This window comes from Streptomyces sp. NPDC006259 (assembly GCF_042870975.1).
GTDB lineage: Bacteria > Actinomycetota > Actinomycetes > Streptomycetales > Streptomycetaceae > Streptomyces.
The window spans coordinates 1,119,055-1,138,236 of the sequence record NZ_JBIAHY010000002.1 but is presented as its reverse complement, the minus strand read 5'-3'; the positions used below and the strand labels follow the sequence as shown (position 1 = coordinate 1,138,236).

The 19,182-nt window shown below is 69.5% G+C and carries 17 protein-coding genes and 2 pseudogenes; 10 read left to right on the top strand and 9 right to left on the bottom strand.

Features of this window, described 5'->3' with window-relative positions; genetic code table 11:
- Positions 1–37: 37 nt before the first annotated feature.
- Positions 38–1,117 carry a methyltransferase gene (locus tag ACFYO5_RS10900; protein ID WP_388706819.1) on the bottom strand — a complete coding sequence of 360 codons (1,080 nt, stop codon included), beginning with the start codon at positions 1,115–1,117 and terminating at the stop codon, positions 38–40.
- A 58-nt stretch (positions 1,118–1,175) separates the two neighbouring features.
- Complete coding sequence (locus tag ACFYO5_RS10895; protein WP_356564331.1) at positions 1,176–2,294, bottom strand: radical SAM protein; 1,119 nt, start codon at positions 2,292–2,294, stop codon at positions 1,176–1,178.
- Positions 2,295–2,568: 274 nt separating this feature from the next.
- Here ACFYO5_RS10895 and ACFYO5_RS10890 point away from each other — a divergent pair, with 274 nt between their 5' ends.
- The 3 genes from ACFYO5_RS10890 (at position 2,569) to ACFYO5_RS10880 (ending at position 6,046) form a co-directional block, all read left to right on the top strand.
- On the top strand, positions 2,569–4,275 hold the full coding sequence (locus ACFYO5_RS10890; RefSeq protein ID WP_388706816.1) for a carbamoyltransferase: 1,707 nt from the start codon (positions 2,569–2,571) through the stop codon (positions 4,273–4,275).
- The gene (locus ACFYO5_RS10885; RefSeq protein WP_388706813.1) at positions 4,272–5,471 is read left to right on the top strand and encodes a DegT/DnrJ/EryC1/StrS family aminotransferase; all 1,200 of its coding nucleotides are present in this window, start codon (positions 4,272–4,274) and stop codon (positions 5,469–5,471) included. The genes ACFYO5_RS10890 and ACFYO5_RS10885 overlap by 4 nt, the downstream gene beginning before the upstream one ends.
- A gap of 86 nt (positions 5,472–5,557) precedes the next feature.
- Positions 5,558–6,046: a glutathione peroxidase gene (locus ACFYO5_RS10880; protein WP_388706810.1), complete on the top strand. Its 489-nt coding sequence runs from the start codon at positions 5,558–5,560 to the stop codon at positions 6,044–6,046.
- A gap of 202 nt (positions 6,047–6,248) precedes the next feature.
- Here ACFYO5_RS10880 and ACFYO5_RS10875 read toward each other — a convergent pair.
- The 3 genes and pseudogenes from ACFYO5_RS10875 to ACFYO5_RS10865 form a co-directional block, all read right to left on the bottom strand.
- A pseudogene (locus tag ACFYO5_RS10875) lies at positions 6,249–6,629 on the bottom strand (IS110 family transposase); the annotation flags it as partial.
- Between the two features lie 235 nt (positions 6,630–6,864).
- The gene (locus tag ACFYO5_RS10870; protein WP_388706807.1) at positions 6,865–7,908 is read right to left on the bottom strand and encodes an SGNH/GDSL hydrolase family protein; all 1,044 of its coding nucleotides are present in this window, start codon (positions 7,906–7,908) and stop codon (positions 6,865–6,867) included.
- Positions 7,909–8,115: 207 nt separating this feature from the next.
- A pseudogene (locus tag ACFYO5_RS10865) lies at positions 8,116–8,544 on the bottom strand (VOC family protein); the annotation flags it as partial.
- Between the two features lie 383 nt (positions 8,545–8,927).
- Between ACFYO5_RS10865 and ACFYO5_RS10860 the strand changes: the two are divergent.
- Both ACFYO5_RS10860 and ACFYO5_RS10855 read left to right on the top strand, forming a co-directional pair.
- A complete protein-coding gene (locus ACFYO5_RS10860; protein ID WP_388706804.1) occupies positions 8,928–9,083 on the top strand; it encodes a hypothetical protein in 156 nt (51 codons plus the stop codon).
- 136 nt (positions 9,084–9,219) lie between these two features.
- Entirely contained in the window at positions 9,220–10,905 is a 1,686-nt protein-coding gene (locus ACFYO5_RS10855; protein WP_388706801.1) for a ribonuclease J, read from the top strand.
- A 75-nt stretch (positions 10,906–10,980) separates the two neighbouring features.
- Here ACFYO5_RS10855 and ACFYO5_RS10850 read toward each other — a convergent pair whose 3' ends face one another.
- Entirely contained in the window at positions 10,981–11,109 is a 129-nt protein-coding gene (locus tag ACFYO5_RS10850; RefSeq protein WP_388706798.1) for a hypothetical protein, read from the bottom strand.
- Between the two features lie 134 nt (positions 11,110–11,243).
- Between ACFYO5_RS10850 and ACFYO5_RS10845 the strand changes: the two genes are divergently transcribed.
- Genes ACFYO5_RS10845 through ACFYO5_RS10835 form a run of 3 tightly spaced genes read left to right on the top strand, consistent with a single transcriptional unit; the run spans position 11,244 to position 11,982 of the window.
- On the top strand, positions 11,244–11,558 hold the full coding sequence (locus tag ACFYO5_RS10845; protein ID WP_388706796.1) for a DUF6980 family protein: 315 nt from the start codon (positions 11,244–11,246) through the stop codon (positions 11,556–11,558).
- 26 nt (positions 11,559–11,584) lie between these two features.
- Positions 11,585–11,830 carry a hypothetical protein gene (locus ACFYO5_RS10840; RefSeq protein ID WP_388706793.1) on the top strand — a complete coding sequence of 82 codons (246 nt, stop codon included), beginning with the start codon at positions 11,585–11,587 and terminating at the stop codon, positions 11,828–11,830.
- Positions 11,827–11,982 (top strand): hypothetical protein, encoded by a 156-nt coding sequence (locus ACFYO5_RS10835; protein ID WP_388706791.1) that lies wholly within the window; start codon positions 11,827–11,829, stop codon positions 11,980–11,982. Before ACFYO5_RS10840 ends, ACFYO5_RS10835 begins: the two co-directional genes overlap by 4 nt.
- A gap of 7 nt (positions 11,983–11,989) precedes the next feature.
- Here ACFYO5_RS10835 and ACFYO5_RS10830 read toward each other — a convergent pair whose 3' ends face one another.
- Positions 11,990–12,145, bottom strand: a complete 156-nt coding sequence (locus ACFYO5_RS10830; RefSeq protein WP_388706788.1) for a hypothetical protein — start codon at positions 12,143–12,145, stop codon at positions 11,990–11,992.
- Between the two features lie 568 nt (positions 12,146–12,713).
- A complete protein-coding gene (locus tag ACFYO5_RS10825; protein ID WP_388706786.1) occupies positions 12,714–13,226 on the bottom strand; it encodes a hypothetical protein in 513 nt (170 codons plus the stop codon).
- 151 nt (positions 13,227–13,377) lie between these two features.
- Here ACFYO5_RS10825 and ACFYO5_RS10820 point away from each other — a divergent pair, with 151 nt between their 5' ends.
- Positions 13,378–14,151: a maleylpyruvate isomerase family mycothiol-dependent enzyme gene (locus ACFYO5_RS10820; RefSeq protein WP_388706783.1), complete on the top strand. Its 774-nt coding sequence runs from the start codon at positions 13,378–13,380 to the stop codon at positions 14,149–14,151.
- Between the two features lie 678 nt (positions 14,152–14,829).
- Here the strand turns inward: ACFYO5_RS10820 and ACFYO5_RS10815 are convergent.
- On the bottom strand, positions 14,830–17,232 hold the full coding sequence (locus ACFYO5_RS10815) for an Orn/Lys/Arg decarboxylase N-terminal domain-containing protein (protein WP_388706780.1): 2,403 nt from the start codon (positions 17,230–17,232) through the stop codon (positions 14,830–14,832).
- Between the two features lie 353 nt (positions 17,233–17,585).
- Between ACFYO5_RS10815 and ACFYO5_RS10810 the strand changes: the two genes are divergently transcribed.
- A complete protein-coding gene (locus tag ACFYO5_RS10810; protein ID WP_388706777.1) occupies positions 17,586–18,854 on the top strand; it encodes a PP2C family protein-serine/threonine phosphatase in 1,269 nt (422 codons plus the stop codon).
- Positions 18,855–19,182 lie beyond the last annotated feature (328 nt).

The window sequence follows — 19,182 nt, the reverse complement described above, 5'->3', positions numbered from 1 at the left end:
GGTGGAGCCGTGGGCCGGCTCCACCCCCGGTCCCGGGTCACTGGAAGCGGCCCACCGCCAGGCCCTCGCCGTCGAGTCGCACCGAGAGGACGAATCCGTAGTAGTGGGTGGCACCGATCCGAGTGACGTACTCCCGGACCTCGTCGCCGAGCGGGCCGGTGAGCTGCTGCTCCTCGTCGCGGGGCGCGAAGGCCGGCCAGCGCGGGGGCGTGGAGGGCCGCAGCAGCAGCCGCCCGGAGACCCCCAGGCGCCGCAGTTCGGCCTCCAGCTCCGGGACGAAGAACGGCCCGCGCTCGTCCCCGTAGGCCGCGGCCTGCAGCAGCGCCTCACCTTCCTGGGTGAGGAGCCCGGGGACCTGGCGCAGGAGTTCCCAGAAGAACTCCAGGCCGTCCAGCCCCGCCTCGCCGGCCAGCCAGCCGAGCGAGCCACGGCGCAGCGGGAGACAGGGCGGGTTGGAGACGACCAGGTCGAACCGGGAGTCCAGCGACAGGGACATGATGTCCCCCTCGGTGGCGGTCAGCCGGTCGGCCAGCCCGTTGATGTGGGCGTTGACCGTCGCGGCCGCCGTGCACTCCGGGTTGACGTCGACCGACAGCACCTCGGCGCCGTTGCGGGCCGCCGACAGTCCGAGGATGCCGGTCCCGCATCCCAGGTCCAGGGCCGACCGGGCACCGCGGCGCGCCGCCACCAGCCGGGAGAGCGTCATGGAGTCGGTGCCGACCCAGGGCGCATACGTGCCCGTGTCCCGTCCCGCCGCCCGCCAGGCGGCCAGCAGCGACATGCCGTCCCCGCGGACCAGGCAGTAGTCGGCCGACACCTTCCCGGACTCCTCGGACAGCACCCGGGCGCGGAGCAGGAGGTCGAGCAGGGGTCCGGGGACCTCCGAGCGGACGTCGGACTCCCCCACCTGTTCCCCGAAGACGAACAGGGAGGACAGGACGGACTCGGCGGCCAGGGTGGTGGAGATCGCCGCCAGGGTCTCGGGGTTCCGCCACGGCGCCAGTTCACCGAGCCAGTCCCCGGCGAGCGTGAGCAGATCGTGCTGCGGGAGCGTGAGAAGCCTCTGCAGCCCGGCACCCGCGAAATCGTCGCCGGAAATCCCATCCACGGAAATCATTTCGTCTCCTCGAGGCCTCGGTATGCTCTGGTCTTCTGGCATCCCGCCGCCCACGGGATCAGCGGGGTGACGGTTCCCCGGCCGGCTCGGAGACCGGCGTGAACGCCGATTTCAACTCTCGTAGCCGTTCCAGAGCGCGGGGTCCGGCGTACGGGGCGCAGCGCGCGATTTCCTGCTCGGAGATGCCGCCGAACAGATAGAGATTGACCACGTCGATCGGTCCGGTGCAGCTCTTGCAATACGGAAAACGCGGCCGGGGCTGCATGAACATATCGTAATGCTGGTGCTTCCCGAACTGTTCTTGGATGAGTACGGGATTCTCCTTTATGTTGCCCATGGGTTTGAGCCAGGCGTACGGGCAGCAGGAGACGTCTCCCTGTCCGAAGAGTTGCACCATGGTGGCCGTCGCGGCACACCGCAGGGTACGGACGCCGGTGCGCAGTTGATTCCCGATGTGTTCCACGAAGGCCCGCGGGGGAAGCACTGCGGACAGTTCGTCGTAACGCTCGAGGAGTGGCGCGAAATGGTCGCCGAGGGGTGGTGCGTGGGTGGTCCTGGTCTCGCCGCGCACCGGGAAGAAGTAGAGCATCACGCCGCGCCCGTACCGTTCGAGCAGGAACTCGGCGAAGTCCGCCTGACCGGTGGCGTTGAGGTCGCTGAGCACCGACTGGATCTCGATGGGGATGCCCAGCTCCACCGCGTGGTCCAGGTGCCGCATGATCACGTCGAAGAGTCGGTGCTGCTTCGGCGGCAGGCGGTGGCCGTTCAGCTCCAGCGTGTGGCCGTCGAGGGAGAGGCACAGCTGGACGTTGCCCAGCGCGGCGAGTGCCTCCAGCCGGGGCGGCGTCAGGAAGGCGCCGTTGGTGATGACCTGCACGACCTCGTACTTCTCACTGCACTCCGCCACGAACTCGGTGGAGCCTTTCAGCCAGAAGAACTCACCGCCGCTCAGGCGCATGATGGGGCTGTCCACCTGACGGTGATAGGCGTCGAGGATCTCGTGCCAGTCCGCTCGCCGGTCGGTGGTCAGGCGCAGTCGGGCGTCCGGGACCTCCATGAGGAGGTTGAAGTCCTCGGTGAGGCAGTAGGAGCATCGCATCTGGCACAGTTGCTCCTCGATGACCATGTCGTTCATCAGGAGTTTGAGACGGTCCTGCCCATCGCGATGCGCGAACATCGCATCACGATAATGACTTTTCAGGGCCATGCCTTATCACCGCACCCAGGTCGTATTCGCGCATGACTCTTCCGATGAGCGACGATCCTAACTTCACCTGGAAGTCGGGGTCAATGAGCCCTACCGGGGGCACCGTCGGTCGGCCGGAACTCGACTTGATCCGGCCCGAGGATGGCTCATATTCGCCTGCTGACTGACCCGTTGCGACCGGGTAGCGTTACGCCCCACGTACTCGCCAAATCCGCAGACCTGCAACGGGAGTAAGGACGGCAGTATGCTCGCTCTGGGGCTCGGCGGTTCCAACCACGACTTCTCGGCCTGTCTCGTCGAGAACGGTGAGATCGCCGTCGGTATTGAAGAAGAGCGGCTGACCCGCCGCAAATACGCGGTCAATGTGAATTCTCTGGCGAACCAGTGCTGGCGGTACTGCCTGACGACGCACGGGGTCCGTCTCGCCGAGGTGGACGCGATCGTCGCGGACGACACCCTGCTGCCCAGCTGCTACTTCCCGTTCCGCAGCCGGACGACGCTCATCCGCCATCACATGGCGCACGCCGCCAGCGCCTTCCTTCCCTCGCCCTTCCCCGAGGCCGCGGTCCTCGTGGTCGACGGGGCGGGCAGCCTGTTCGAGGGCCAGGGCGTCGAGACCATGACCATGTCGGTCGGCAACGGCACGGAGATCACCGAGATCTCCAAGGTGTACGGGACCAACTGGAGCACCGACGGCCTGCGGGAGACCCGGGTCTACCAGGCGGGTGACAGCGACCACTCGCTGGGCTTCATGTACAAGGCGGTCAGCAGGGCCATCGGCTTCACCCTCTACGAGGAGGGCCCCTGGTACCTGACCGAGGACGGCAAGACCATGGGGCTGGCACCCTACGGGACCGACCGCTACCGGGCGGAGTTCCGGCGCCACCTCGACCTGCTGCCGCAGGGCCGGTTCGAACTCCACCTCAAGGACGGCGGACTGCTGCACTTCGTCGAGCACGCCCTGGACGGACTCGAGGGGGACGAGCGCTTCGCGCGCGGCGCCGACCTCGCCTGGGCCGCCCAGGACCTGCTGGAGACCGCCGTCCTGCACGCCGCCGGCTGGCTGCACCGGGAGACCGGCCTCACCCGCCTGTGCCTGGCCGGCGGTGTCGTCCTCAACTCGGTCGCCAACGGCAAGATCCTGCGGAACACGCCGTTCACCGACGTCTTCGCCCAGCCTGCCGCGGGGGACAACGGCTGCGCGGTCGGCTGCGCCTATTACGGCTACCACGTCCTCGGCGAGCAGCCGCGGCCGCGTGGTCCGAAGGCCCCGCGCACGGCCCCCCGGCCGCAGCGCCACACCTACCTCGGCCGCCGGTACGGCACCGAGGAGATCCAGCGCGCGCTCGACGCCTCGGGCCTGCCCCACCGGCGTGTGGAGCGGCCGGCCCGGCTGGCCGCCGGCCTGCTGCCGCAGGGCGCGCTCATCGGCTGGTTCACCGGAGGCTCGGAGTTCGGACCGCGCGCCCTCGGCCACCGCAGCATCCTCGCCGACCCGCGCCGCGCGGAGATGAAGGACATCCTCAACAGCAAGGTCAAGCACCGCGAGGCGTTCCGTCCGTTCGCCCCGGCCGTCCTGGCCCACCGGGCCTCCGAGTACTTCGACCTCGACATCGAGTCGCCGTACATGCTGATCGTCGCGCCGGTGCGGGACGACAAGCGCCAGGAGGTGCCGGCCATCACCCACGTGGACGGAACGGCGCGGGTGCAGACGCTGACGCCGGAGGCGAACGGCGCCTTCTACGAACTGGTGGAACGGTTCGGCGAGCTCACCTCCGTGCCCGTGGTGCTCAACACCTCCTTCAACGACCGCGGTGAGCCGATCGTGGAAACCCCCGAGCAGGCGCTGGCCTTCTTCGGGCCGAGCCAGCTCGACTATCTCTTCCTGGAGGACTTCCTGGTGGCGCACAGCGCGACGGACCTCGACACGGTGACGGAGGCGGGCGCGTGACGGGCGACCCGGGGATGCGGTACGAGACCTGGCGGTCCCTCGCGCTGTGGGGTGAGGAAGAGGAGGCTGCCGCCCTGGAGGTGATCCGGTCACGGTCGCTGTTCCGTTACTACGGGCCGGACCTGCGCCACCGGACCGACCAGTTCGAGTCCGCGTTCTCCGAGGTCGCGGGGGTTCCGCACACCGTCGCCGTGTCATCGGGCACCGCCGCGCTCACCGCCGCGATGATCGGCCTCGGGATCCCGGCCGGGGCCGAGGTGATCGTGCCCGCCGTGACCTTCGTCGGCAGCGTCGGCGCCGTCGTCGCCGCGCGCGGCATCCCCGTCTTCGCCGAGGTGGACGACTCGCTGACCCTGGACCCCGCGCTACTGGAGGAGCGGATCACCGAGCGAACCTGGGGTGTCATGCCGGTGCACCTCAACAACGTCGCCGCCGACATGGAGCCGATCCTGGAGGTCACGCGGCGGCACGGACTGCGGGTGATCGAGGACGCGGCCCAGGCCGCCGGCGTCCGTTACGGGGGACGGCCCGTCGGCAGCCTCGGCGACGCGGGCGCGTTCAGCTTCCAGCTCGACAAGAACATCACCGCCGGCGAGGGCGGCGCGGTCACCACGAATGATGCCGACGTGTATGACCGGGTGGCCCGGTACCAGGACCAGGGCGGCCAGTTCACCACCTCCAAGGGCGCGACGCGCGGAGCCGGCGACAGTCCGCCGTTCGTCGGCGTCAACCTGCGCATGACCGAGCTGACCGCGAGCGTCCTGTCCGCGCAGCTCCCCCGGCTGGCCCCCATGTGCCGGCGTCTGCGGGACGTGGCACGCCATGTGCGCGGCGAGATCGCCGATCTGCCGGTCCGCTGGCGAAGGCTGCCGGACGAGGAGGGATCGGGCGGCGATCTCACGCTGTTCCTCGACTCCCGCCTCCAGGCGCGTGCCTTCGTCGCCGACCTGAACGCCGCCGGCGTCCCGGCACACACCATGTACCAGGGGCAGCCGGTCACGGCCAACCGCGCCGTACGGGAGGGGCGGACACCCTGGGGCGTGGAGTGGGAGCGCCCCCCGCGCTACCGGATCAGCGAGGGACTCCTCGGCCGTTCCGTCACCGTCGGTCTGGGCGCCGCCATGACCGACGAGGACGTCGACGCCGTCGTCGCCGCCTTCCGCAAGAGCTACCAGGACGTCACCGGGACCGGCTGACCGATCCCGCCCGACCGAACCGCCCGACCGATGTGACCGAACGATCCGAACGACCGTCACCGACACAAGCGGAGCGAAGCGCCGACATGTCCCTGTACGACATACCCGTCCGCACACTCGCCGGGGAGCCCGGTGACCTGAGCCCCTACCGGGGCAAGGTCCTTCTCGTGGTGAACGTGGCCTCGCAGTGCGGGCGCACACCGCAGTACGCGGCGCTCGAGGAACTGCACCGGCGCTACGGACCCCGCGGGTTCGCCGTCCTGGGCTTCCCCTGCAACCAGTTCGGGCAGCAGGAACCGGGCACCCCCGAGGAGATCCAGGAGTTCTGCTCGACCACGTACGACGTCACCTTCCCCCTTTTCGAGAAGGTGGACGTGAACGGCGCGCGACGGCACCCGGTCTACGAGATCCTCACCGCCACCCCCGACGAACGCGGGGTGGCCGGGGACGTCGAGTGGAACTTCGAGAAGTTCATCGTCTCGCCCGACGGTGCGGTGGCCCATCGCATCGGGTCACGCGTCAAGCCGGACGCTCCCGACGTCATCGCCCGGATCGAAGCACTGCTGCCGGCCTGATCCCGCGCCGGGCCGCGCCACGGAGAGCACACATACCCGCGCACGCCCACGCTCGAGGACCTGACACTCTCCGGGACGGGCCTGGCCGGCCATCCCCATCCCTGCCTCACCCGTCCGCGCGCCCAGGGGGACCCGTCCACCGCATCCCGACTGCGGACTCCGGGGGGTCCGGCTGCTCGTCGGCCACGACGAGGCCCGGGCCGCCCTCACCCACCCCCGCGGCTGCGCAACGACGTCCGGCACTCGGCAGCCTGGGAGGACGAGGGGAAGAGGGTGCGCCTCCAGGAGTTCCTCGATCCGCCCGGCCAGTAGTTCGCGCTGGTCGAGCACGGCCGCGAGCGAGGCGGGAGGCTCGGGACGATCAGCGCGGCCGTCTCGGTCCCCGGGACCGTCACGGTCTGTTCGTCCAGGGCTTCGAAGACGTCCTCGACCAGCCGCTCGGCCATCCTCGGGGCCTTCGGCCGCAGCAGGGTGAACAGCCGCCGACGGCCGGCTTGCGTATCTGGGCCGGGGACCCGAATCGTTCCGGCAGAGTGGGGACAGCCGGGTGCTGCAACCGCGGCCCCAGGATCCGTACCAGCGAGAGGGGATCCGGGTACCGCGACGGACTTCCTCGCCGCTGACCAGGTGGGACACCCGCAGATGACACCTGGCCGGAGCTGTACGGGCAGAACCGGGCCGATTCCTCACGCGGAGTACCGGCCGGCCTGACCGCGTACCCATGACTGTTTCCGACTCGGCGTGACCGCGTAGACGCCCTGACGCCGGAGCCGTCGGCCGGGGGGCCGGGTTCCGGCGTCAGGGTTCGGGCCGGTGGGTCAGTGTTGGAGGAGGGCGATGCGGATCGCTCGCTCCACCCGGACCGCGGTGTTTGCGTGTCCCGCAGCGTTGGGGTGGATCATCGTGGCGCGCTTCCCGATGGGACCGCAGTCCACCGACGTGCCGGGGAACGTGGTGGGCCAGTAGTCCGCGGCGCTGCCGCAGATTCCTTCCATCCACTTGGTGCCCGCGGGCTGACAGACGTCGTGGCCCTCGCTGGAGGGGTAGAGGTCGACGTAGCGGTCGCCGTAGAACGACGCGGCTCGCTTGATCGTTTTGTTCAGCGGCTTGAGGACGTCGTCACGAAGCCAGTCGATGTCGGCGTGGGTGGTCGCGCCGAGTTCGGTGAGGGACCCGCGGTCGCAGTCACTGGCCTTGTTCGGCATGATGGCCGGGTAGCCGACGTTGATCACCTTGGCGTTGGGCGCGGCCTGGTGTACCTCGGCCAGCATCTCGATGTACTCGTCCTGGACCCGGGCGAGCCTCTCCCTGATGCTCTCCACCCCCTCGGGCGGGTCGGTGAAGTACTCACGGCAGGACTTGCCTATCGTGCCCTGGTCGAGGCACACGGGGAAGATACCGCCGAAGGGCAGGCTGTTGCCGCCGATGGCGATGGTGACCACGTCGGTCTCGTCGTCGAGCCCGGCCCGCTTGATCTGCGTGTCCACCGCGGGCCAGCCGTCGGCAGGGGTCTGGACCGGGCTGATCGGCGTCTGCTTGACCTTGGCGATGTTCGCGATGACGGCGCTGCTGCAGGCGACGTTGGTCAGGCGGACCGACTTGCCCGGCGGAAACTCGGCGAGTTCCCGTTCGACCACGCTGGGGTAGGAGCCGCTGGTCCGGGCGCAGCCGTCCTGGGACGGATCCCCCAGCGGGGGCTGCGGGTCGCCGACGAAGACGCCGGCGGTGAACGAGTCGCCGAGCGCGGCCCACTCATACTCGTCGGCCGCACCGGCGGAGCCGGAGGGTAAGAGCGTGGCCGCGGCGAGCGCGAGCCCGACAGCCAGGGCTCGCGTGCGTGGGCGGGAGACGGGATGTCGCATGGATCCTCCAGGATCAGCGGAAGACATCCGGACGGCCGGAGTACGGCGCCCGGGGCGGAACGCACCTCATCCAAAATCATCCGCGCTGTCGCCCCGCTCTGTCCGGTGAAGCGGTCCGCCATCAGCCGATGGGACTAATTGGTCGAATCTTTTGCGTCGCTCCGTGCGAAGCCTGCTACGATCGCGCGCGCGATGAGGTGACCGGGGTCAGTGGACGCAGGATTCGTTGCCTTCGGGTCCGTCATGGCCGTCCACGAGCCGCCCTGTTGCGTGACCTCGCGGACGAGGGCGGCGTCCAGGGACTCCCAGGCGGGCGACCTCCTCCTTGCGGTGCCAGGGGACAGGTGAGGGCGGTTCTTGCCGGCCGGCTTCGGCTCTCGCTGGAAAGGGACGCGCTGGAAGGGATGCGGCGGCCGGGGCCCGTGTCCGAGGCCTCGTCGAAGGGCTCGTCCGGGTGGCGGACGGGGGCCAGGTCGGGCAAGCGGGGCGGCCGTCGACGGTGAGCGTGGTGGCGGGCGGGACGACGCCCTCGTCCAGGAGCCGGGAGACGAGGGCGCTGCGGTCCTCGCGGTGGTGGTCGAGGGCGGCCCAGAAGTCGGCCTGTGCGTGCGGGTCCGTCGCGTCGACGACGAGCTTTCAGTGAAGTGCGGTCATGGATCCCTTCGACCTCGAACAGGCAGAGGGGGTCAGGCGATCGCCATGAAAGGACGGTTGACAGCCGGAGGAGTTCGGGGGCGTGGTACCGGGCCGGATCGGCCGCAGGGCGAGCGCTGGTGCCGGGGGCAGCAACAGCCTCTGTCGGTCCGGTCGTTGCCAGTCGGCTGGTCGAAGAGGCCCTCGCCGCCGAAGGAGAGCAAGTCCCCTTGCCCTTGAAGGCGTCCGCGATCACCGGATCGGTAAGGACGACCATTTCGGCTGAGACGTTCTCCTGAACGATCCGGGCGAGATTGTCCAGGGCGACGAAGACCGGGTCGCGAGGGACTCCGACGGTTGGCAGTTCGATCAGGTGGGTGGGGACCTTGGCCGGAGAGTTCCGGAACATCAGCATCCACGGCGAAGCCGCGCAGATCTACGGCAACGGCGATGTGCGAACGGCCGCCGAGATTGCCGATGTGGTCAATGCCTCTCGACCCACCCCCTTCACCGTGCGCAGAGCGGCGCGACGGGCCCGGTGATCGAGACAGGTGTGGAGGTTTTGGCGGGTATCGACCCCGTGGGCAGCGAGAAGGTCGGTGACGCCGTGAGCCGTCGCGACCTTCTGTGCGTGGTCGAACAGATCATCTCGTTCCGTTCTGCGGGTAACGTCGAGGTATGAGTCATCCACACCCCGACCTCAAAGCCGCCCCTCCCCTGCCCGAAGGAGGGCTGCGGGTCACCGCCCTGGGCGGCCTTGGTGAGATCGGCCGCAACATGACCGTCTTCGAACACGCCGGCAAGCTGCTCATTGTCGACTGCGGCGTGCTGTTCCCCGAGGAGACCCAGCCCGGCGTGGACGTGATCCTGCCGGACTTCACCTCGATCCGGGACCGGCTGGACGACATCGTGGGCATCGTTCTCACCCATGGCCACGAAGACCACATCGGTGGCGTGCCCTACCTGCTGCGCGAGCGGCGCGACATCCCCGTCGTCGGCTCCAAGCTGACGCTGGCGTTCCTGGAGGCCAAGCTCAAGGAACACGGCATCCGGCCGCGCACCGTGCGGGTACGGGAGGGCGACCGGCGCAGCTTCGGACCCTTCGACTGCGAGTTCGTGGCGGTCAACCACTCCATCCCGGACAGCCTCGCGGTCGCGATCCGCACCAGGGCCGGCATGGTGCTGCACACCGGCGACTTCAAGATGGACCAGTTCCCCCTCGACGACCGCATCACCGACCTGCGCGCCTTCGCCCGCCTCGGCGAGGAGGGCGTGGACCTCTTCCTCACCGACTCCACCAACGCCGAGGTACCGGGCTTCACCACCTCCGAGCGTGAGCTGAACCCGGCGATCGAGCAGGTGATGCGCACCGCGCCGCGCCGGGTCATCGTCTCCAGCTTCGCCAGCCACGTGCACCGCATCCAGCAGGTCCTGGACGCCGCCCACCAGCACGGCCGCAAGGTCGCCTTCGTCGGCCGCTCCATGGTCCGCAACATGGGCATCGCCCGTGACCTGGGCTATCTGAAGGTCCCCTCCGGTCTGGTCGTGAGCACGAAGGAGCTGGAGAAGCTCCCGGACCACAAGATCACTCTGGTGTGCACCGGCTCCCAGGGCGAACCGATGGCCGCGCTGTCCCGGATGGCCAACCGTGACCACGTGATCCGCATCGGCAAGGGCGACACCGTCCTCCTCGCCAGCTCGCTCATCCCCGGCAACGAGAACGCCATCTACCGAGTGATCAACGGACTGACCCGGTGGGGCGCCCACGTGGTCCACAAGGGCAACGCCAAGGTGCACGTCTCCGGGCACGCCAGTGCCGGCGAACTCGTCTACTGCTACAACATCGTCAAGCCCCGCAACGTCATGCCGGTGCACGGCGAGTGGCGTCACCTGCGGGCCAACGGCGACCTCGCCATCCGCACCGGCGTCGATCCGGAGCGGGTCGTCATCGCCGAGGACGGCGTCGTCGTCGACCTCGTCGACGGGCGCGCGTCCATCACCGGCAAGGTCCCCGCCGGCAACGTCTACGTCGACGGGATGGAAGTCGGCGGCGCGACCGAGGCGTCCCTGAAGGACCGCCTCACCCTCGCGGAGGAAGGCGTGGTCACGGTGGTGGCGATCGTCGACGCGGACACCGGCGCCCTCGCCGAGGCCCCCGACTTCCTCGCCCGCGGCTTCGTCCATGACGACGCCACCTTCGAGTCGGTCGTCCCCATCATCGAGAAGACCCTGGCCACCGCGGCCCAGGAGGGCGTCGGGGACGCCCACCAGCTGGAGCAGCTGGTCGCCCGCGCCGTGGCGAACTGGGCCTTCCGCACCCACCGCCGCAAGCCCCTCATCATCCCCGTCATCATCGATGCCTGAGTCCTGAGTCATGGCCCGGCAGCCCGGCCCCGGTTCCGCTCGCGGTCCTGCGGGCATGGCGGCCGGGCACGGGAGTCAGCAGCCACCCATCTGCACGCCGACACCAGCGACAAGACCACAGGGTGGCCGCGCGTAGATCTCGGGGTGCCTGCCTTCGCGTCCCAGGTACCTGGATGCGATCGCCGACAGCGTCTCTCCACTCACGACCGTGTGGGTACACGCTTGCGCGGCCGGGGTCGTCGGTGGGACCGGAGCCGGGGGCTCGACCGGCGTCGGGACCGGAGCTGGGAGCGTGATCTACTTCTGGGCACAGTGTCGCCGAACGAGAAGCCGAGATCATGACCGACCACTGCTGCGAGGCAATGAGCCGCCGTGTGAACGTGCGCTGCGACCAGCATCAGGATCCCTTCGCCTGCCCGGACGCGCTCGTCCAGTTCAGCCCCAGGTTCCAGGAGTACGGGCTGATCGTTCACGACGGCGGCACATCGAGCATCACCATGGCCTTCTGCCCCTGGTGCGGGCGCCGCCTTCCCGAATCGCAGCGGGACAGATGGTTCGACGAACTGGAACGCCGTGGGATTGATCCGTGGGGGGACAAGGTCCCGGCCGAGTTCCAGGACAACCGCTGGCTCGCCACCCCGGCTCGGGACTGACTGCTCGGATACTGCATGATCGACCCGTGCTGATCGAACTGGTGAAGGTCGCGAGGTTTCCCGGAACCTCCTGGCTTGCCGATGTCCGGACCTCGTTCGGTCACACGGCAGTCCGGTGGTGCGGGGACCGGGCCGCAGAGCCTGGCGAGTACCACGTCGAGTGGACCATCGACGAGGACATCGTCTGGGGGCGGAACGCCGAGCCAGCCGCCGGCATCGGTCCTGGGCTCCGGACCGGCGGGCACTGCGCGTTGTGCTGCGGGGCCGGTTGAGCCTCACGGAGGACGGTGCCGCCCTGCTGGACCTGGACGGCACCACCATCCTGTTGGACCTTGCCGATCAGCTGCCCGAAGGTGTTGCCGGCACCTGGGTCGAGCTCTTCATCGAGCGCGAGAAGATCGCTCTCTACCCCTACGAACCCTGACCCCGGGTCAGTCCTTGGTCGTCTCCCACCCTGACAAGCAGGTCTCGTCGACGCGATCAGATAGATAGATCATGGTGGCCTCGGGCTCCATACCGAACGCGGCGGCGACCAGTTCGGGGTCCATGGTGTCGACCAGGTCAAGCAGTCGAGTGCAGCGGATCATTAGGGGCGGGAAGCCGCAGTCGTCGAGGACGTGACTGACACAGGCGGCGGACGCCGGGCCCCAGCCGGTCTTCGTCCGGCGGGTGACCCGGACGTGGGGGTCGCCTGTCCGCTGGGCCTGGCGATGGGGTGCTCCGCACACCGGGCAGCACCCCTCGGACCAGGCCGATCTTCCCCGGCGAGGCGGGGGGTGCTCCGCAGACCTACGACCAGACCGCGACGCTCACAGCGTCCCCCCGCCGACACGGCGGTGTTTCGCTGACCGACGTCCGCGCCGAGCGCCCACGGCGAGTAGCCGACCGGACCCCGGAAGAGCGCCAGCGGTCACCACGCAGTCCGACCGCGCCATGCAGGAGCAGGACCGCTCAGGCGACCGCCGCTGACCAGCCCCAGCGAACCGGCCCGTACATTTCCTTGCGCAGCTCGCGCAGCACGACAGATCACCGGGGTATCCGCACCGCATGTATCTCTCGAAACCGGTGAAGGCTCTCTTACTCGGCCTCGGCGTCTATGCGCTGCTCGTCTTGATGTTCCGCTACGGGCGCGGCGGCATGGCCTGGGACAAGTCGCTACTGGTCGCCCTGGTCGCAGCGCCGGTGGCGCTGTTTTGGGGGTGGGTGCGGGACCACTGGAACGACCGGGCACGAGAGGCCGGCGCGAGGTGGCGGCGGAAGAGGCAGAACTGACCCGTACACGGCCGTACCGGATTCCACCGCCGGAACCTGGATCATGTCCCGGACCTCGCGGCCGCCGCCGGGGTCCTCCAGCACCGGCACGACTGGCCGATGCACCAGGGCGCGAGCGGGCCCCGCCCGGACTCCGGGCTGCCGGACGTCGACCTTCCACTCCTCCCAGGCGTCGGTGGACCAGCCCCGGTCGCGGACAAAGATCAGGTACAGCTCCGGGTCGAGAAGCCCGTACAGCAGGTCGGCGGCGCGGGCGGTGTCGACGTCGGAGCGGGCGTCGGGCTCGGAGGTCAGTGCCTCGCTGCGGCGTGCTGGACGGTTTAGCGGGTCGGGACCTGCGGGCCACTGCGCGGCGATCTCCGGGTCCGTGGCTGCGGCAGCCGCGATCAACGGCATGATCGGGGCGACACGAGCCGCGCAGGTCGGAGGCCGCACTCGCGCTGGCTCGCCCCACGGTGGGCGGCCGAAGGCCATCGACGACGACATGCTGAAAGAAGGGCCGACAGGGCACTGGACAGCAAGTCCGCGCGCGGACACGATCGCGTTCATGACACCCGAGGACGCCATCGTCGCCACCGCCGACCGGATCGCGGAGCTGCTCCGGGCAGGTGCCGACCCACACACGCCACTGCCGGGCGCAGAGTGGACGGTAGGGGAGGCGGCAGCGCACCTCGCGCTGGCGGGGAAGCTGATGGCGGACATCGGAGCGGGCGAGGACCGCCCCTACGGCGATGGGACGCCGAGCGGTCTCGCGGCGGCCAACCGTGCGGCTCTGGCCGCCTTCCCGCAGCGGGAGCCCGCGGTCCTCGGCGCGGAGATCGCGGACAGTGCGCGGGCCTTCGTCGCGGCCGCGGCAGGCCGCGGTCCGCAGGAGGCGGTGCTGACGCCGATGGGTCCGATGGACATGGCCACCCTGGGCTCCTACCTGCTCACGCACCTGCTCGGGCACGGATACGACATCGCGGTCGCGCTGCGCGGGCCCCACATGGTCAACCCGGAAGTGGTCGCGTTCACGCTGCCCTTCATGCGACTGGCCATGCCACGTGCAGTGAACGCCGGCGCGGCCGGCCACCATGCGTGCTATGTGCTGCGGATCGGCCGCGACCGCTTCGCCGTCACCTTCGCGGACGGCGTGCCCACGGTCACCGACACTCCGCCGCGGCGTCCCGACTGCACGATAGCCATCGCCCCCGTCGCCTTCCTCCTCCTCGCCCTGGGCCGCTGGACCACCCCCACCGCCATGGCCCGCGCCAAGGTCGTCGTCTGGGGCCGCAAACCGTGGCTGGGCCTGCGCTTCCCGATGCTCTTCACCGCGCCATAGACGAGCGAGCAGACTGCCGGAACGTGACACGCTGCCAGAGTCGGCAAGCTCGTCACCACGTCACCGCTACCCGCTCGACCAGGCGGCCACGGCCCAGCAGGTCAGCGACGCCGGGCACGTGCGGGCAATCTCGTCCTGACCGCCAACCCGGACCTTGTCGAGCGGCTCCGCGCCGGTGCGCCATCTGAGGAAGGCGACCATGCCCACCCCCGAACCCCGTGTCCCCCACGACGGCCGGCGCACGACCCATGAGCTACGCGATCTTCCAACCAGCCCGCGCCCACCACGCCGACGCCGCCGCCATGCTCCGCGAGATGGACCTGCATCCCGGACAGGAGTTGGTAGTGCTGATGCACCTCCTCGACGGGACGGCCAGTCCCAGTCCGCGCTGCTCGACAGCGTCGGCGTGGACCACTCCACCCTTGCTCCGGGTTATCGACGGAGACCCTGTCAACGTGGGCGGCGCCAACCGCATCGTGCCGAAGGACACCGTGGCACGGGTACGGCTCGTGAGGACGGACAGGCGGTCGTCTTCCCGCGGCCTTCCAGCTCCTGCCGGGTGCAGCGTCGTCAGCTGCCCGGAAGTCCCGGAAGCACCGTTCCGGTGCAGGGTGGGCTCTCTCGACGACCCACGTCGGACCCCGACAACGCAACTGCACAGCTATGTCCACAGCCCCGTCAGGACGGCTCGTGGGTTTCCTTCGGATGGCTGCGCTGCGCCGGTGTCACGGTCCGAAGTTGCTGTGCGTCGGCGCTCGCTTCCTCGCCGACTGTCGGTCGCAGGCATTCGATGAGGTAGTCGCCGGTGTCGGAGTCGAGCGTCACGCCGTGCGTTTCGCTGCGGAATCCGGGAAAGCGGCGGTCGAAGGATTCGAGGGCGGTGAGGTAGCGCAGCAGCGGCCCGTCGAGGGCGCCGATGCTCTCGCCGGGCATGAGGACGGGGATGCCGGGCGGGGTGACGGTGATCATGGCGGCTGCCACCTGGCCCGGCGCCTCGGTCAACCGTACGCGGTGGGTGCCGCCGCGGATCAGGCGCTGATAGCACAGCTGCGGTGGAGTGACCGGTTCCGGCAACTCCTGGAAGGCAGTGTCCAGCAGCTCGACGAGGCGGACCGAGCGCAGGTGGTCGTGCATGTCCTGGCACAGTTCGCGCAGGGTTTGACCGGCGTACCGCCTGGGGTGCTCGGCGACGAGTGCGGGCAGGACCCGGGCCAGGGGAACGTCCTCGTCGTAGAGGGCCTTGAAGTCCATCAGGGCGTCCAGGAGGGTGCCCCATTTGCCCTTGGTGATGCCCATGGAGAACAGGACGAGCGTCGTGTAGCTGTCGGTCTTCTCCACGACGATGTGGCGGGTGGCCAGGTACGCGGTGAGCACTCGTGCCGGGATACCCCACTCGTCCATCACGCCGGTCGCGTCGATGCCCGGGCAGGTCAGAGTGACTTTGATCGGGTCGAGCATGCAGGAGCCGTCGGTCAGCCCCGGGAAGCCGTGCCAGGCAGCACCGGGTTCCAGATGCCAGCAGGCCGGCTCGGTGCGCAGCAGGTCGGCCGGGATCTCGTCGAACGGCAGCCGGGTGCCGTTGCTCGGGTCGGGAACCGTCTCGGGTTGCCACACGCCGAAGAACCACGGCGGTCGGTCGCCGGCCTCCTCGATACGGCGCCGGATGCGGACCATCTCCTGACGGAACCGGATCGCCTCGGTCACGGCCTCGTCGATCAGCCAGTGTCCCTGCGGCCCGTCCATCATCGCTGTCGCCACGTCCAGCGAGGCGATCATCGGATAGAGCGGGGAGGTGGTGCCGTGCATCATCAGCGCCTCGTTGAACCGGTCGTGCTCGACGGGCGCCCTCGGAGCGGGCTTGACGTGGATCATGGCGCTCTGCGAGAGCGCGGCCAGCAGCTTGTGGGTGGACTGGGTCGCGAAGACCGTCGGCCGGTCCGGGCCGGGGAAGGTGTCCTCGTCCACCGACATGCCGTACCGGCCCGCGTAGAGCGGGTGGAAGCGGGCGTACGCGAACCATGCCTCGTCGAAGTGCAGCCGGGGCGTACTCGCGGCGAACGCCTGTGCCGCCCCGAGGGCGTCGTAACACAGGCCGTCGTACGTGGAGTTGGTGAAGACGGCGTATTGAGGGTGCGGCGACACGGCACCCCGGGTCAGCGGACACGCGGCGATCCGAGCCGCGACGGAGTCCGCCGCGAGTTCCGCCGGGGGCAGCGGTCCTGCCAGACCGTAGCCGTTGCGCGTGGGGATCAGGTAGACCGGGCGGGCGCCGGAGACGACCAGTCCGTGCAGCACCGACTTGTGGCAGTTGCGGTCCACCAGCGCGATCTCGTCGCGGGTGACGCTGAAGTGGCCGACCACGCGGTTGCCGGTGGAATTCCCGTGCAGCGCGAAGTAGGTGAGGTCGGCGCCGAAGACTCGGGCGGCGTTGCGCTCGGCCTCGCCGATCGGGCCAGTGTGCTCGAACAGCGAGCCGAGTTCCCCCACGGAGATCGACAGGTCACTGCGCAGCAGCCGTTCCCCGAAGTAGTCGTGGAAGGCCCGGCCCGCGGGCGACTTCAGCAAGGCGACACCGCCGGAGTGGGCCGGAGTGTGCCAGGAGTACTCGTGCGCGTCGTCGAAGCGACGCAGTGCCCGGAAGAAGGGCGGCAGGACGGCATCCTGGTAGGTACGCGCGGCGGTGATGATCCGACCGGCGATGAACCCAGGAGTGTCCTCAAGCGGCCACACATAGCCCACGACCGACTCCGACACCCACAGCGGCAGGTCCCGTAGGCCGTCGTCGGTCATGACCAGGAAGACCGGAAGGTCCTGGAACCGTCGGCCGATGGAGCGCAGCACCGCCGCGCCTCCGGGCTCGCCGTCCGCACCCCGCTGGCCCGGTAGTTCCCAGGCGACCAAGGCCGCGGTCAGCCCGGCCTCCGTCCGCAGCACCGCCTCGGCGTCTGCGACGTCTACCGCCCATCGGACGTCGAAGCCCCGCTTTCCGATCGCCTCAGCGATGCGCGCCAACTGCTCGGCACCGGCACCTTCGTTCTGTGGACGTTCCCGTACCGCGACCAAGACACTGCTGTCCGTCATGAGACCCCTCCCGGACGGCCCGCACCGCCCCAGGTTCAGTTTCGGAGCGGACCTGCTGAGCGTGCGGCCTCACCGCCGTAAACCACCCGCAAGACGGAACACATGGGCTCGAGCTTCACCCGCCGGCTCTGGACCGCGCGCTCGCAGGGTCCGCCTTCACAGATCGATTGAAGGGGGATCATGGCTGACGGAAATCACGAACCCCCGCCCCGACAGCAGGTCCCTGGCCTCGGGGCCGCTGTCACCGGTGACGACAGAAATCGCGGTACTCCTTGATCTGTCAGCGGCCACCGGGGTAGACGGATCGCAACGCCGGCGCGGGGGATGCATGAGATGTACGGAGGTCGTCCGTTATGCAACGGGACAGTGCGATGCGCCGCATGCTGACGGGGCTGCTCATCGAGAGCCACATGATGTCCTTCGAGCAGCTGCCGTCGCGGGTGGCGGTGCACGCTGCGGCGGCGGGCTTCGAGGATCTCCTCATCTACCTCGGCGACCTGCAGCGCGATGTCCTGCGGCTGCTGACCGGCAAGGGTCTCAATGCCGCCGAGAGCGCGCCGCAGGGCACGTCGGAGCTGCCGGTGGAGGGCACCGTCGCCGGCCGAGCCTACCAGTACGGGCACATCGTGGCCGGCGCCGACAGCGCGGACGGCACCCACGGCTGGTGGGTGCCGCTCCTCGACGGCACCGAACGCCTGGGCGTGCTGTACGTCAAGTCCGTCCAGGACGGGGAGGACGTCCGCCAGGACATGCTGGTGCTGGCTTCTTTGGTGGCGATGCTGGTGGTCGGCAGCCGGGACACCAGTGACTCCTACGCCCGCCTGACCCGGACCCAGCCGATGAACGTCGCCGCGGAGATGCAGTGGACACTCATGCCGCCTCGCACCTACGCCGACAGCAGAGTGATCATCGGCGCGGTGATGGAGCCCGCGTACGAGGTCAGCGGGGACGCGTACGACTACGCCACCGCCGACGACATCGTCCACATCTCGGTCTTCGACGCCATGGGCCACGACACGTCGGCCGGCCTCACCGCCAACCTCGCCATGGGCGCCTGCCGAAACCACCGCAGGCAGGGAACCGGTCTCGGCGACCTCGGTGACGCCATCGAGCGGGTGCTCCTCGAGCAGTTCGGCTCCTCCCGCTACGTCACCGGCATCCTCGCCGACCTCGACACCTCCACCGGGCTGCTGACCTGGGTCAACCGCGGCCACCCGCCGCCTGTCCTCATCCGTGACGGCCGCTGGACCACCCTTCTGCGCTGCCCGCCCGCACATCCCATGGGCACCGATCTGCACCTGCCCACCACTGTCTGCCGCGAGCGGCTCCAGCCCGGTGACCGCGTCGTCTTCTACACCGACGGCATCACCGAAGCCCGCACCCCCGGCGGTCAGGAGTTCGGACTCACCCGCTTCACCGACTTCCTGGTCCGCCACCACTTCGATGGCCTCTCCGTCCCCGAGACCCTGCGCCGCCTCACCCGCGCCCACCTGCACCACCACGGCAACCAGCTGCAGGACGACGCCACCATCCTGCTGTGCGAATGGCTCGGCCCCCACACCGACACCCTCACAACCGCCGCACCGCTGGCCGGAGTACCCCAGCCCCAGACCACCGACTGAACCACCAGCCGGACGGGCGGGGCCGAGGCACCTTGCCGCGCAACAGCTGCTCATCGTCGCAGTTCATCCGACGAGCGTTCCAGCCGGCACCGACGACACGGGCCGGGAGACGGCGCCGGGCCCGGCTTGCCGACGGCATTCCCGCCGTCCACTACGCGCTGTGGTGACCCGACAGGGGCTCAACCCGCCACAGCGGGGCCGCCAGGTGGAGTCGTTTCTCATCTACAGAATCGGCGCCTCCACCCACCGGATGGAGTCAGAACTGACCTGCAAGTGGCGTCAACCCTCACCTACGAAGCCACGCTGACCGTGCACGGGCCCGCTCAGG